This window comes from Microcella sp. (genome assembly GCF_025808395.1).
Lineage (GTDB): Bacteria > Actinomycetota > Actinomycetes > Actinomycetales > Microbacteriaceae > Microcella.
In genome coordinates this window covers 1,143,696-1,158,032 of sequence record NZ_CP075524.1, presented here as the reverse complement: position 1 = coordinate 1,158,032, position 14,337 = coordinate 1,143,696, and the positions used below count along the sequence as shown (strand labels likewise).

At 66.1% G+C, this 14,337-nt stretch carries 13 protein-coding genes; 9 read left to right on the top strand and 4 right to left on the bottom strand.

Features of this window, described 5'->3' with window-relative positions; genetic code table 11:
* Nucleotides 1-96: 96 nt before the first annotated feature.
* Entirely contained in the window at nt 97-2,640 is a 2,544-nt protein-coding gene (gene pepN / locus KIT89_RS05700) for an aminopeptidase N (protein ID WP_297603660.1), read from the bottom strand.
* Between the two features lie 170 nt (nt 2,641-2,810).
* Between pepN and KIT89_RS05695 the strand changes: the two genes are divergently transcribed.
* The 3 genes from KIT89_RS05695 (at nt 2,811) to KIT89_RS05685 (ending at nt 4,857) form a co-directional block, all read left to right on the top strand.
* Nucleotides 2,811-3,044, top strand: coding sequence for a hypothetical protein (locus KIT89_RS05695; RefSeq protein WP_297603659.1), 234 nt, complete (start codon nt 2,811-2,813; stop codon nt 3,042-3,044).
* A gap of 5 nt (nt 3,045-3,049) precedes the next feature.
* Entirely contained in the window at nt 3,050-3,322 is a 273-nt protein-coding gene (locus KIT89_RS05690) for a hypothetical protein (protein WP_297603658.1), read from the top strand.
* Between the two features lie 347 nt (nt 3,323-3,669).
* Nucleotides 3,670-4,857: an RHS repeat-associated core domain-containing protein gene (locus tag KIT89_RS05685; RefSeq protein WP_297603657.1), complete on the top strand. Its 1,188-nt coding sequence runs from the start codon at nt 3,670-3,672 to the stop codon at nt 4,855-4,857.
* 700 nt (nt 4,858-5,557) lie between these two features.
* Here KIT89_RS05685 and KIT89_RS05680 read toward each other — a convergent pair.
* Nucleotides 5,558-7,447: an alpha-amylase family protein gene (locus KIT89_RS05680; protein WP_297603918.1), complete on the bottom strand. Its 1,890-nt coding sequence runs from the start codon at nt 7,445-7,447 to the stop codon at nt 5,558-5,560.
* Between the two features lie 104 nt (nt 7,448-7,551).
* Here KIT89_RS05680 and KIT89_RS05675 point away from each other — a divergent pair, with 104 nt between their 5' ends.
* Both KIT89_RS05675 and KIT89_RS05670 read left to right on the top strand, forming a co-directional pair.
* Entirely contained in the window at nt 7,552-8,973 is a 1,422-nt protein-coding gene (locus tag KIT89_RS05675; protein WP_297603656.1) for an FAD-binding oxidoreductase, read from the top strand.
* Nucleotides 8,970-9,314: a cupin domain-containing protein gene (locus KIT89_RS05670; RefSeq protein WP_297603655.1), complete on the top strand. Its 345-nt coding sequence runs from the start codon at nt 8,970-8,972 to the stop codon at nt 9,312-9,314. Before KIT89_RS05675 ends, KIT89_RS05670 begins: the two co-directional genes overlap by 4 nt.
* Nucleotides 9,315-9,333: 19 nt before the next feature.
* Here KIT89_RS05670 and KIT89_RS05665 read toward each other — a convergent pair whose 3' ends face one another.
* The gene (locus tag KIT89_RS05665; RefSeq protein ID WP_297603654.1) at nt 9,334-10,110 is read right to left on the bottom strand and encodes an SDR family oxidoreductase; all 777 of its coding nucleotides are present in this window, start codon (nt 10,108-10,110) and stop codon (nt 9,334-9,336) included.
* A 92-nt stretch (nt 10,111-10,202) separates the two neighbouring features.
* On the opposite strand from KIT89_RS05665, the gene KIT89_RS05660 reads away from it, so the two are divergent.
* Genes KIT89_RS05660 through KIT89_RS05645 form a run of 4 tightly spaced genes read left to right on the top strand, consistent with a single transcriptional unit; the run spans nt 10,203 to nt 13,839 of the window.
* Nucleotides 10,203-10,688 carry a ribose-5-phosphate isomerase gene (locus KIT89_RS05660; RefSeq protein WP_297603653.1) on the top strand — a complete coding sequence of 162 codons (486 nt, stop codon included), beginning with the start codon at nt 10,203-10,205 and terminating at the stop codon, nt 10,686-10,688.
* A gap of 8 nt (nt 10,689-10,696) precedes the next feature.
* Entirely contained in the window at nt 10,697-11,698 is a 1,002-nt protein-coding gene (locus KIT89_RS05655) for an Fpg/Nei family DNA glycosylase (RefSeq protein ID WP_297603652.1), read from the top strand.
* A gap of 16 nt (nt 11,699-11,714) precedes the next feature.
* Nucleotides 11,715-12,347, top strand: a complete 633-nt coding sequence (locus KIT89_RS05650; RefSeq protein WP_297603651.1) for an FMN-binding negative transcriptional regulator — start codon at nt 11,715-11,717, stop codon at nt 12,345-12,347.
* On the top strand, nt 12,328-13,839 hold the full coding sequence (locus tag KIT89_RS05645; RefSeq protein ID WP_297603650.1) for an amidohydrolase: 1,512 nt from the start codon (nt 12,328-12,330) through the stop codon (nt 13,837-13,839). The genes KIT89_RS05650 and KIT89_RS05645 overlap by 20 nt, the downstream gene beginning before the upstream one ends.
* On the opposite strand, the gene KIT89_RS05640 is transcribed toward KIT89_RS05645, so the two are convergent.
* Complete coding sequence (locus tag KIT89_RS05640; protein ID WP_297603649.1) at nt 13,791-14,276, bottom strand: DNA starvation/stationary phase protection protein; 486 nt, start codon at nt 14,274-14,276, stop codon at nt 13,791-13,793. The genes KIT89_RS05645 and KIT89_RS05640 overlap by 49 nt on opposite strands.
* Nucleotides 14,277-14,337 lie beyond the last annotated feature (61 nt).

Genomic DNA, 14,337 nt, shown 5'->3' with positions numbered 1-14,337 from the left:
GTGCTGTCACCTTCACGGTAGGTCGGGCAGTGGCACAGCCAGAAGGGCTTGCACTTGGGCGCGCGACGTGCAAGGCCGCGACGGTGTCGCGGTCGATCAGGCCCGGTCGCGCTCCTGAGCCGCCAGTGCCCGTTCGACCCCCGCGAGGTTCTCGGTGACGAGGCGGCGCAGCGCCGGCGCAGCGTCGCTGTGGGCGCTGAGCCACGTTTGCGTCGCCTCGACGAGCTCGGCCGAGGCGAGCGGCGCCGGGTAGAGACCGAGCACGATATATTCGGCGATCGCGTGCGTGCGGTTCGCCCACACGTCGGTGAGTGCATCGAAGTAGGGCGCCACGAGCGGCTCGAGGCTGGCCGGGTCGTTCACGTGCGTGTAGCCCATCGTCGTCATGCGCACGACGACGTTGGGCAGGTCGTCGCTCGCGACGAGCGAGTCGAAGGCAGCCCGCTTGTCTTCGGCACCCGGCAGCGCGGCCGCGGCGCGCGCGGCCGCCTGCTGGCCGTTTGACGTGTTGTCTCGTGCCAGCGAGGCTTCGATATCGGCTCGGGATGCTGCGCCGTTGAGCGCCAGGCCCTCGAGCAGCTCCCACTCGAGGTCGGTGTCGATCTCGACGCCGGGCAGTGTGACGGTGCCGTCGCGCAAGCCGCGCAGCGTGTCGACGTGCGCGGGCGTGCTCGCGATGTTGGCGAAGAACTTCACGAACTGGAACTGGCTGTCGCTGCCGGCCTCGGCGCTCTGAGCGAGCGACCACAGCGCGTCGCCGATCTCGGCGATCGTGCCGGGCCTGGCTGCCGGGTCGACATACATGCGAGCGACCGTCAGCAGCTGCATGAGCGTGGTGCGCACCGTGGTCGACTCGGTCTCGGTGGCGATGTTGCCGAGCACGAGGCGCACGTAGTCGCGCGGTGCGGTCTCGGCGTCGCGCGTCGAATCCCACGCCGAGCCCCACACGAGCGCTCGGGCGAGCGGGTTCTCGATCTTCGACAGGTGCTCGATGGCGACGGCGAGCGACTCGTCGTCGAGCCGAATCTTCGCGTAGGCGAGGTCGTCGTCGTTGAGCAGCACGAGCGACGGTCGGGGCATCCCGATCAGCTCGGGCACCTCGGTGAGGTTGCCGTCGACGTCGAGCTCGTGGCGGTGAGTGCGCGTCAGCGCACCATCCACCAGGTCGTAGAAGCCGATCGCCATGCGGTGCGGGCGGATCGTCGGGTAGTCGGGGTGCGCGCTCTGCAGCACGGCGAAGCTCGTGATGATGCCCTCCTCGTCGACCGTCAGCTCGGGGCGCAGGGTGTTGACGCCCGCCGTCTCGAGCCACAGCTGCGACCACGTGGTGAGCTCGCGGCCGCTCGTCTGCTCGAGCTCGTGCAGCAGGTCGCTGAGCTCGGTGTTGCCCCACGCGTGCTTCTGGAAGTACTGGCCGACACCGGCGAAGAAGGCGTCTTGCCCCACCCACGCGACGAGCTGCTTGAGCACGCTGCCGCCCTTGGCGTAGGTGATGCCGTCGAAGTTGACCTGCACGTCTTCGAGGTCATTAATCGTGGCGACGACGGGGTGCGTGCTCGGCAGCTGGTCTTGCTTGTATGCCCAGCTCTTCTCCATGGCTTGAAAGGTGGTCCAGGCTTCGTGCCACTCGGTGGCTTCAGCCGTGGCGATCGTCGACGCCCATTCGGCGAACGACTCGTTGAGCCACAGGTCGTTCCACCACTTCATGGTGACGAGGTCGCCGAACCACATGTGCGCGAGCTCGTGCAAGATGGTGACGACGCGACGTTCCTTGACGGCGTCGGTGACCTTGCTGCGGAAGATGTAGACCTCAGTGAAGGTCACGGCGCCCGCGTTCTCCATCGCTCCCGCGTTGAACTCGGGCACGAAGAGCTGGTCGTACTTCTCGAAGGGGTAGGCCACACCGAACTTCGACTCGAAGTATTCGAAGCCCTTGCACGTGATGTCGAAGATGTAGTCGGCATCGAGGTGCTCGAAGAGGCTCGCGCGGGCGAAGATGCCGAGCGGAATCGTGCGGCCGTCGCTGCTCGTGAGTTCGCTGTGCACGCTCTGGTAGGGGCCCGCGATGATCGCGGTGATGTAGCTCGACATGCGCTGCGTCGGCGCGAAAGTGGTCGTGGCGGCGTCGCCCGACTCGGTGCGGCTCTCGACGGGCGCGTTCGACACGACGACCCAGCTGGCGGGCGCCGTCACCGTGAACCGGAACGTCGCCTTCAGGTCGGGCTGCTCGAAGACGGCGAAGACGCGGCGGCTATCGGGCACCTCGAACTGCGAGTAGAGATAGACCTCGCCGTCGACGGGGTCGACGAAGCGGTGCAGACCCTCGCCCGAGTTGGTGTACTCGTGATCGGCGACCACCGTGAGCACGTTGTGCTCGGCGAGGCCGTCGAGCTGAATGCGCGTGCCGTCGGCCACGGCGGCCGGGTCGAGCTCGGCACCATTGAGCGTGACGCTGTGCACGGTGCGCGTGATCGCGTCGATGAAGGTGCTCGCGCCCTCGGTGGCCGAGAACGTCACGGTCGACGTCGACCGGAACACCTCGTCGCCGGTCGTCAGATCGAGCGCGACGTCATAGCTCTCGGTCTCGACAGTCGTCTTGCGTTCGTGGGCTTCGACGCGGGTCAGGTTCTCTGCGGGCACGGCTGCGGCCTCCTTGGGGCACGGTGCTGGTCAGCACGGGGGTACGGATGCGCGGCTCGTGGCGGCGCGTTCCTAGCCTAGACGCGCAGCGTTGCAGAGCTGATCCGGGGGTCTAGACGAGAACCAGCGGCAAGCTTGTCAACTTAACTTGTGACAAGTAGACTTGCGAAGTGGAGCCGAGCCCGATCATCCTTGACAGTGCCCACCGGCACGGTGTCTCAGAGGCGGCGATGCTCCACGCGCTTCGATTTCCCATCCGACACTTCGTGCAAGACGATGCGATGACGATGTTTATTGGCCCCGATGAGACCGCCACGCTGGTCGAAGTCGGTGTCATCGAATGGCACGGCATCATCGCGATCGCTCACGCGATGCGGCCAGCACGAGCTAAGTATGTGAGGTGAACACTATGACCCCCCGCTCCATTGATGAGATCACTGCACGTGCCGACGAGTTCGCTGACATGTTCGAGGGATACGACCCGAAGCCCGGCGACCTCGACGCACCCGTGCCGCCCGTGATGGCCGTCAAGCTGGCCGCATGGCGGCGAGACGTCGCCGAGCGCGAACTCGCTGACGCGGTGCGCGCTGCTCGCGAACAGCGCCTGTCTTGGCGTGAGGTGGGTAACGCGATCGGCACCAGCGGCGAAGCCGCGCGCCAGCGATACGGCGCTACCGCTTAATGGTCTGACATCACATGCAATCTCAGTGCGGACGTACCCAGTGACCTTCCGAACGCTCGGCACCGCCGGGCGGCTGGCTGACTAGAGTCAGGAGCCTCCGCCAGACGGGTGAATTGTGAAGAGGAGAAGGCAATTGATGGTGCGTCGAGTCTTCTTGATCTGGATCGGCGTGGTCGCTGCGTGGGCTGTTCTCGTCTTTGGGTACTCACGCCGTCAGCTTCGATTGGACTCCATCTTGGATTCGTCTCAAGACGAGGCGAGCTGGACTTTCCCTTGGGGCTTGTTTCTGCGGGGAGTTGGCGTATGACGCGCACGGCAACACGACGACCTTCGCTGACCAAAGCCTGGTGTTTGATGTGGCGAACCGGCACGTCTCGACCACGATCGATCACGGTGATGACACTGAGACGGTGATCGCGTATCTACGGGATGCGGCCAACCGCATCGTCTCCCGCACGGTCGATGCTCCCGGCACGGAGAACGACCTCACCACCCGCTACGCCCACACCGCCTCAGGCGACGTGTCAGGGCTGGTGGTGGATGCTGTGGGCGCGATCACGGAATACACGGTTGCTCTTCCCGGTGGTGCCGCCGCACGCTTCGTGCTCGGAGCTGAAAGCCGTGAGCAGTGGACGTATCCGAACATGCTCGGCAGTGTCATTGTGGAAGCGGACGGGGATGGTGTGCGGGTCGGGGCTGTGGTCAGGTATGACCCGTGGGGGCAGCCGATCGACCCGGTCACCGGGCGCATCGGCACCTCAACCGCGGACGACTCGGTGATCGACAACGCTCCGGGCGATGCCGACTACGCCTTCGTGGTTGGGCATCGGAAGTTGTATGAGCATCAGGGGTCGGTGGCGGTGGTGCAGATGGGGGCGCGCGTGTATGTGCCGTCGCTGGGTCGGTTCCTGTCGGTGGACCCGGTTGAGGGGGGTGTCGATAACGCGCATGACTACCCGGCGGATCCGGTGAACAAGGTTGACCTGACGGGGATGTGGGCGTCTGCAGCAGGGTGGGCGTTTAGTAGCTGGTGGAACAGCTTCACGCGCTCACTCGAAATCGGCTTCAGTCGAGTGAAGACTGCTGTGAAGTCAACGGTATCCACTGTGAAAAATGCAGGCCGACTTGTTCATAATAGTCCGCTGAGCGCGATTGGTGCAATCGTGGCCAACGCCAGTGGTGCCGGCAAGAACTGCGCCGTGAAAGCGAATCTCATCGCCGTGTGTGGCGGCGCAACCTCGTTCCAAGGCACGATTACCCTTGGAAATGTGATCATCTCGAGCATCGAAACGCCGACGTTGCTTGGTCCAACGCGAGCGGCGCTAATGCGACACGAAGAAGGTCGCGCCGATCAGTCGGCGCTCATGGGAAACGCACTGTACTCGGTCAAATGGCTCGAAGGTCTTGCGCTCTCACACGCCATGTCCGTCTTCGACGGAAAGCCAGTGGGTGGCGGTGGCTGCTTCAACTTCTTGGAGTATCTTGCGCCATCAGGCGGCGGATATCAGGAATCCTGCTGGTGGGGAAAGCTGTGAGAATCCGGCGAACTTTCAGGACTATCGGTATCGCGGGGCTCTGCCTAGTTCTCGCGTCCTGCAACTCGATCCCGCTCAGCCTGATTGCGCCTATCGCGCTACGTAGTGATGGTTCTACTCTTGAGGTTGCATTCTGTGAAGAAATCTTTGTAGAAGAGATCGAGATTCGTCAACGCACACCTGAAGACCGCCGTCAGAGTCAAAGCATGACTCTCTTTCTGGCAGAGGTCAATAGATCTTTTCGGCCTGGAGATCGGCTCACGCTCACGAGTTCAGACGTTGCGCGGGTCATGATCGACCGCACAGACCTACTCGCTTCTGACAACGAAACCTGGGTGTCTATTTCGGTTCGATCTGGCTCCGACAGCGGGCTTTATGGTGAGGTTAATGTTGACGAAGCAGGCTGGCCAGCTGACCTTTGGTTGCCGACTCAATCTGATCCGACAAGTACACCGTGCGAGTTCTGGGACAACTGGACCAAGTGAGCATCCCGGGGCCGGCCCTATCGCGCACCCACTTGGCGAGGGCTCTACGGTGCAGGTCTTCTCAATCGCACTGTCGACAGCAGTATCAAGCTGGCTGTGCAGTGCTAGGCATTGGATGATGTCGGCTCGACGCTTCACCTTGGTGACCTGTCGGGAATGCCGACAGTTCACCTGATCGCGCTTGCCGCTAGAACTGCACAATTCGACGTTGCGGCTTAAACGCGCAACCACAGAACGCCGTGGGCGGGCAGGGTGAGCCCTGCGCGCAGGTCGTGGCGGGCATCCGTCAGCAGGTCGACGGCGAGGGGCGGCAGCCCCGACAGCGTGAGGGCCGTGATCGACTGGGGTTCGTCGTCGACGTTGGCGAAGCAGACGACGAGCGAGCCTGACGCGGGGCGCTGGTAGCCGACGATGTGCGGGTTCTTCGTATCGAAGCCGATGAGAGTCGTGCCAGCGAATTCGGGGGTCGCGCGCCGCACGGCGAGTAGGTGCTGCAGGCCGGCATAGATTCGGCCGGCGTCAGTGCTCGGGTCGTCGCGCTGCGCGTAGCGCTCGGCGGGGTAGTGGGGTCGGTGCGCCCACCGGCTGTCGTCGGCCTGCGCCGGGTCGTCGGCCCAATGCGGGTCGTTGAGCTGGCCCACCTCGTCGCCGAGATAGAGCAGCGGGATTCCGCCGGTCGAGGCGATGATCGAGTGCGCGAGCAGGATGCGGTCGATCGCGCCGGCATCACCGGCTTCGAGGCCGGCGAGTGACGCCGTCGTGCCCGAGATGCGGCAGTCGCCCGTCGCGGGGTTGTCTTGAAACGGAATGCCGCGCGCGAAGCTGCCTTCGTGCCGCCCGACGAAGAAGCTGTTCAAGAACCGCCGGTGCTCGAAGCCGTCGATGCCGAGCTCGGCGGCGTCGTCGTCAGAGAAGGTCCAGCCGATGTCGTCGTGGCTGCGCACGTAGTTGACCCACGCGGTGCCCTCGGGCAGGTTGTGGCGGCGGTCGAGCGCCTGCTGCAGCAGGCGGGCATCTCTTGTGGCGAGAGAGTTCCAGATCAGCGCCATCTGCAGGGGGTTGTAGCTGATGCGGCACTCGTCGACGCTGATGTACTCGATGACCTGGTCAGGGTGCACGATCGCTTCGCTCTTGAAGAGCACCGCGGGGGCCGCCATCGCGAGCACGGAGTTGAAGGCCTGAATGAGCAGGTGGGCTTCGGGCAGGTTCTCGCACGTCGTGCCGAGCTGCTTCCAGATGAACGCCACCGCGTCCATGCGCAAGATGTCGACGCCGCGGTTGGCGAGAAACATCATCTCGCCCGCCATCGCGCGAAAGACGGCGGGGTTGCTGTAGTTGAGATCCCACTGGAAGGTGTGGAAGGTGGCCCACACCCAGCGTTCGGCCTCCTCCCGGCTCGGCACCGTGCCGTCGGGCAGCGGGAAGGGCACGAATGACCCGGGGTGGTCATCCGGAAAGATCTCGCGCACCGTGCGCTCGTAGGCGTCGGGCAGCTCGCGCCCGTCGAAGACGTAGTAGTACTCCTCGAAGCGGCGGTCGCCGCTGAGGGCGAGCTTCGCCCACTGATGCTCGTTCGAGGTGTGGTTGAAGATGAAGTCGACGACGAGGGCGATGCCGTTCTCGCGCAGCTCGGCCGCGAGGTCTTCGAGCTGCTGCATGTCGCCGAGCGCGGGGTTCACCTGCCGGTAGCTCGACACCGCGTATCCGCCGTCGCTGTTCTCCTCCGGAGCCGCGAAGAGCGGCATGAGGTGCAGATAGGTCAGGCCCAGTTCTCTGAAGTACGGGATGCTCGCCCGCACTCCGTCGAGGTTGGTAGCGAAGCGGTCGACGTAGCAGACGCCGCCCAGCATCTGGTTCGACTGAAACCAGGTGGGGTCGGCCTCGCGCCGGGCGTCGAGCGCGGCGAGCTCGTCACTGCGCTCTTGCGCCGAGACGGCAACCTGCACGAGCAGTGAGCGCAGCTCTGCCTCGGTGCGATCCGACGTGCCGTAGATGCGTTCGAAGAGACTCTGCAGCCTGGGCAGCTCGCGGTCGATGCGCGCGACCAGCGCGGCCCAGCAGGCGGGCGCGGTGTCGGGGCGGCGCACGTCGTCGAGCGCCCGCATCCAGTGGTCGGTGAGCGGCACGAGCGCCAGTCTAGGTCGGCCGCCTGGGAGCGGTTCCAGGCGGGCATATTGTCCACGTGGACAACTCGTGAGAGCATGAGTGCATGCACAGCACAGTCTTCGAGCGCCGCCGACCAGATGCCCGCATCATCGCCGAGAGCCTGGCCGGCTCACGCCTCGCCCCGTTCTGGCTCGACGATCTGCCCGAGCGCGCGACGCTGCCTGCGCTGCAGGGCACGGCGAACTGCGACCTCGCCATCGTCGGCGGCGGCTACACCGGGCTCTGGACTGCGCTGCTCGCGAAAGAGCGCGACCCATCGCGCCGAGTCGTGCTGCTCGAAGGCAAGAGCGTGGGCTGGGCCGCGAGCGGCCGCAATGGCGGCTTCGTCGAAGCGTCGCTGACGCACGGCGAGAAGAACGGCGAGACCCGGTTCGGCGACGAGCTCGACACGCTCACCGCGCTCGGCATGCAGAACCTCGACGAGATTCACGCGACCGTCGAGAGCCGTGGATGGGCCGTCGACTTCGAACGGGTCGGCTCATTCGCCGTCGCGACCGAGCCCTACCAGGTTGCTGAGCTTGCGGCTGCTCACGACAGCGAGACCGAGCTGTTCTTCGACGCTGACGCGATGCGGGCGCAGATCAACTCGCCCACCTATCAGGGCGGGCTGTGGTCGACGCGCGATACCGCGCTCGTGCATCCCGGCAAGCTTGCCGAAACTCTGCTGACGGCGTGCCTCGACGCAGGTGTCGAGGTGCACGAATCGAGCCCCGTGCTCGACCTGCAGGCACAACGCGACGGCATCGAACTGCGGCTCAAGAACGGTGCTCGACTCGGTGCCGATCGCGTCGCCCTCGCGACCAACGCGTTTCCCTCGCTGCTCAAGCGCTACCGGCTGCACACCGTGCCGGTCTACGATTACGTGCTCATGACCGAGCCGCTGACGGATGCCCAGCTCGCCTCGATCGGATGGCAGGGCAGGCAGGGTGTCGCCGACAGCGCCAACCAGTTTCACTACTACCGCCTCAGCGCCGACAACCGCATCTTGTGGGGTGGATACGACGCGATCTACCACTTCGGCGGGCGCATCCGCCCCGAGTACGACGACCGTCGCGAGTCGTACGAGAAGCTCGCGAGCCACTTCTTCACCACCTTTCCGCAGCTCGAAGGGGTGCGCTTCTCGCACCGCTGGGCCGGCGTCATCGACACGTGCAGTCGCTTCTGCGCGTTCCACGCCACAGCGCATCAGGGCCGCGTCGCCTACTCGGCGGGCTTCACGGGCCTCGGCGTTGCGGCCACACGGTTCGCAGCGAACGTCATGCTCGATCAGCTCGCCGGCGAGACCACCGAGCGCACCTCGCTCGACATGGTGACCAGCATGCCGCTGCCGTTTCCGCCCGAGCCGGCGACCTACCCCGCCGTGCAGTCGGTGCGCTGGGCGCTCGATCGCGCAGATCACAATCAGGGCACACGCAATCTTTTTCTTCGCACCCTCGACCGCGTGGGTCTAGGGTTCGATTCGTGAGTCTTCCCCTTGACGCAGCCACGGTGCTGCAGGCCCTCGAGCTCGAGCTCGAGCACGAACCGGTCGACGCCGAGCAGGTCGTCGACGGCTCGCCGACGACGGGCATCGCTGCGCTCACCGAGCTCGACGACTGGGAGGTCGGGGTCTGGGAGATCACTCCAGGCACGGTGACCGACGTCGAGGTCGATGAGATCTTCATCGTGCTGCGCGGGCACGCCACGCTGCAGCGCGGCGACGGCTCAGAAGTCGAACTCGTCGCCGGCTCGGTGGGTCGACTCGACGACGGCGAAGAGACCACCTGGGTCGTGCACGACACCCTGCGCAAGATCTACATCGCGTAGAACAGCCCTGCGGCAACCGTCACCAGGTCGAGTCGCCGCGAATCACGACGTCGCTGCCGCCGTCGACGAACACCACCTGCCCGCAGAGGTGCGAGTTCGACACGCTCGACAGGTAGACGATGAGGTCGGCGACGACGCTCGGGTCGGCGATGCCGTTGAGCGGCATCGGCACCATGTCGAGAATCGCCTTGGTCGACTCGTCGGTCGCGGTGTAGTCGGCCGTCATCGGCGTGCGGATGATGCCCGGGGCGACAGCATTGAGCGGAATACTGGCGCCCGCCCACTCCGCAGTCGCGGCGTTGCGCCGAATCCAGAGCACGAGCGCGCGCTTGGTCGAGCCGTAGATCAGCCCGCCCTTGCCGGCGTCGAGCAGCTCTTGCGCCCGGTGCAGTGCTGCCGGCTCATCGTGGGCGAGGCAGGCCTCGACGAGCTCGTCGTCGACCGGAAAGAGCGATGCCATCGATGCCGTCGCGACCGCGCGCGCAGCATCTGAGCCGGTCAGCAGCGGTCGCAGGCCTTCAAGAGTGGCGAGAGCACCGAAGTAGTTCACCGCGACGGTGGCGACTGACTCTGTGGCCAGCCCGGCGTTGGCCACGACGGCGTCGAGGGTTCCGCCACTCAGTTCGGTGGCCTGGGCGACGAGCGCCTCGCGACCGTCGTGCGTCGTGAGGTCGACGGCGATGTCGGCATCGTGCAGGTCGACGCCGATCACTCGGTGTCCCTGCGCGGTGAGCGCTGCGGCGGTCGCGGCCCCGATGCCGCTTGCCGAGCCCGTGATGAGGTAGGTGCGAGTCATGGTGGTGAGTCCTTTCACTCGTTGTCGTCCACGGTGTCACCGTGGCGCTTCGAAGTCCAGGGCACAAAGTCACGCCTCGTAGAATCGAGGTCATGCGCATCCACGTCGCCACCGACCACGCCGGGCTCGAGTTCAGTGCGACGGTGCGCGCACACCTGGCCGAGCACGGTCACGAGGTGCACGATCACGGCCCGGTCGAGTTTGACCCGTTCGACGACTACCCGAGCTTCTGCATCAACGCTGCACGGGCCGTCGCGCGAGACCAGGCGGCCGGTGTCGAGGCGCTCGGGGTCGTTTTCGGGGGTTCGGGCAATGGTGAGCAGATCGCCGCGAACAAGGTGCAGGGCATTCGAGCCGCGCTCGTCTGGAGCGAGTCGACTGCCACCCTCGCGCGCGAGCACAACGACGCCAACGTCATCGCGATCGGCGCCCGCCAGCACGAGGTCGACGAGGTCTTGCGATTCATCGACCTCTTCATCGCCACGCCCTTTCCGGGTGACGAGCGCCACGCCCGACGCATCGCTCAGCTCGGCGAGTACGAGACCACCGGCGCGATCGCCGGCCACTCGATCGTCTAGGGCGCGTCGTGCCGGAGGGCCATTCCGTTCATCGCATCGCGCGGCAGTTCGCTCGCCACTTCGTCGGCCATCGGGTCGCAGCAAGTTCGCCGCAGGGCCGATTCGCCGAGGGTGCGTCGATCATCGACGGCCTGACCATGACCGATGCGCGTGCGGTCGGCAAGCAGCTCTTTCTTGAGTTCGACGACGCCGTCTGGCTGCGCGTGCATCTGGGCATCTACGGCGCGTGGGATTTCGCGGGCGCGGTCGCGTTCGACGCGACCGCGCGATCAGCGGGCGGGCGCATGGGTCAGACCAATCAGCGCGGCACCGAGATCGACGAGGTGGATGCTCGCTCGAGCGTCGTCGGCGAGCACGAGTCGTCGCTCTCGTCGATCGGGGCTCCGCGGCGCACGCGCCTGCGCATGGCCGAAGCCGAGACGGCAACCGCCGTCGAGGGTGATTTTCCGCCCGAGCCGGTGGGGCAGGTGCGGCTGCGACTGCTGACCGACACCGCCGTCGCCGACCTGCGCGGCCCGACGGCGTGCGAGGTGCTCGACGCTGCCCAGGTGCAGCGCGTGATCGCCGCACTCGGCCCCGACCCGCTCATCGACGACCCGACCGAGGGCGAGCAGCGCATGCTCGAACGCGTGCGGCGACGCAAGGTGCCGATCGCCCTGCTGCTCATGGATCAGTCGGTGGTGAGCGGCATCGGCAACGTCTATCGGGCTGAGATGCTGTTTCGGGCCAGACTCGACCCGTTCACGACGGGTGCGAATCTCTCTGACGAGCTCGTGCGAGCCCTGTGGCGCGACTGGAGCCACCTGCTGGATGTCGGTGTCGAGACGGGCCAGATGCTGACGATGGACGACCTCGATGACGACGCCTACCGTGCCGCGCTGCGCAACCGTGCTGACCGGCACTGGGTCTACAAGCGCGAGGGACTTCCCTGCAGGGTCTGCGGCACGCACGTGACCATGCAACTCGCCGCCGCTCGCAAACTGTACTGGTGCCCGAACTGCCAGAGTTGACTCGGAGGACGACGCGATGAGGCACACCCCGCACTACCTGCTGCTCGATCATGACGAGATTCGGCGCCTCGCGCGCGAGAACCCGTGGATGACGATCGTCTCGCACACGGCCGCAGGTATCGTCGCCTCGCACTATGCCTTCCTGCTCGACGAAGCGGCGTCGACGGGCGATGACATCGTGCTGATAGGTCACGTGGGTCGCCCAGACGAGAAGGCCCACGAGCTCGGCGACCACGAGGTGCTCATCATCGTGCAGGGCGCGCACGGCTACATCTCGCCCAGTTGGTATGCCGAGGGCGACATCATTCCCACCTGGAACCATGTCACCGCGCACCTCTACGGCACCCCTGAGATTCTGAGCGACGACGAGAACCTGCAGGCGCTGTCTGACCTCACCGATCATTTCGAGCAGCACGTTGTCAACCCCCGCGGCTTGCACCTCGACCCCGAGTATTCTCGACGTGTGGCCCGCGGAACCGTGGGCATCAGGGTGGTCATCACTCGCGTCGATGCGCGAGCAAAGTTGAGTCAGAGCAAGTCGCCCGAGGTCGTCGCGAGCATCATCGGCCACTTGGAGGGCGAAGGCCCCTATGCGCACGCAGCGCTCGCACGAGAGATGAGGAGAGTGCATGACCCGCGTGATTCGTAATGCGCGCCCTCTCGGCGGGCACGAGCCGATCGACCTCATGGTCGACGAGGGTCTCATCACGGGCATCCTGCCTGCCGGAATCGACGCTCCCGGCCCCGACGACCTCGATGTCGAGGGCCGTTTCATCATGCCCGGTCTCTGGGACGAGCACGTGCACCTGACCCAGTGGGCTCAGCACCGGCGGCGCATCGACCTCTCAGAGGCGCACAGTGCCGCCGAGGCCGTCGCGATCGTGCGTTCGGCGGCGGGTTCGACTGCTGCCGATGAGGTCATCGTGGGGGTGGGGTTTCGCGACGGGCTGTGGCCAGACGCCCCGAGCGCTGGCCTGCTCGATGCGATCGCGCTCGATCGCGCCATCGTGCTCATCAGTGCCGATGTGCACTGCGTGTGGCTCAACAGCGCGGCGCTCGTGAGGTTCGGCGTCGACGAGGGCACGGCAGACTCAAGCGACGGCGTGCTGCGCGAAGACGCCGCGTTCGCGATCACGGCGTTGCTCGATTCAGCCCCCGACGACGAGCTCGACCGCTGGGTGGGCGACGCCGCTCGCGAGGCGGCAGCACGCGGCGTGGTCGGCGTCGTCGACCTCGAGATGCGCTGGAACCTCGACGACTGGCTTCGGCGCTCGACGGCGGGCTTCGACGCCCTGCGCGTCGAGTTCGGGGTCTACCCGCAGCACCTCGACCGCGCGATCTCGCAAGGTCTGCGCTCGGGTCTCGCGGTGTCGCGCACCGTCTCGGTCGGGCCGCTCAAGGTCATCACCGACGGATCTCTGAACACACGCACTGCCTACTGCTGCGATCCGTATCCGGATGCTCCCGCCGCCCCATACGGCCTGCTCAACGTGACCCCCTGCGACCTGCACCCCCTGCTCGCCCGTGGTCGTGACGCCGGCTTCGACCTTGCCGTGCACGCGATCGGTGACGCGGCCAACCGACTGGCGCTCGACGTGTTCGCCAAACTCGGCTGCGGGGGACGCATCGAGCACGCGCAACTCGTGCACGAGAGCGACTTCGATCGTTTCGCGCTGCTCGGTGTGACGGCGAGCGTGCAGCCAGAGCACGCCCTCGATGATCGTGATGTCGCCGAGAAGCACTGGCCCGGTCGCACGCAGCGGTCGTTCGCGCTGCGGTCGCTGCTCGATGCCGGGGCACGCATCGTGCTCGGGTCTGATGCGCCCGTGGCGCCGCTCGACCCGTGGATGGCGATTGCGGCTGCGACCGCGCGCACTCGCGACGAACGCCCTGCTTTCCACCCAGAGCAGGCCATCAGTGTGGTCGAGGCGATCGCCGCGTCGACTCGCACGCATGTCGCGGTCGGCGAGCCGGCCGATCTGATTGCGGTCGATGTCGACCCACTCGCCGCTGATCACCGTGCGCTGCGCACGATGCCGGTGGCGGCGACGATGCTCGCTGGCGACCTGACGCACGCCGACAGCGCGCTGAGCTACTCGGCGATGTGGGAGAAGAGAAACCAGCGGTCGAGTTCGAGCTGATCGGTGATGCCGATCGCGATGTCTTCGCTGACCGGGTCGAGGTCGCCGAGGCCGTCGATGGCCGCGCGCAGCGTGACGAGCGCCGCGTCGATCGCCGTGACCATGTCTTCGATGAGCAGCGCGCTGGGCTGAAAGCCTGACCGCACGGCGGGAACAGTGGTTCTCTTCGCGACGGCAGCGGTGCGCGCGTCGAGCGGCAGCCCGAGGGCGGCGATGCGCTCGGCGGTCTGGTCTGACCCCGCGCGGGCGTGATCGACGACCGTGTCGAGCAGCTCGTGCACGGCGATGAAGTTGGCACCGCGAACGTGCCAGTGCGCCTGCTTGCCTTCGAGGGCGAGCGCGGTCAGGTCGATGACGACGGGCTCGAGATACTCTGCGACACCGAGCGTGAGGGTGGAGTCATTCGCACCGGTGGGTGCTGCGTCGACGGCGGTCATGGTGTCGTCCTTTCCTTCGTGGGGAGTGTGCGCGACACGCTACCGCTCGGGCCTGAACATG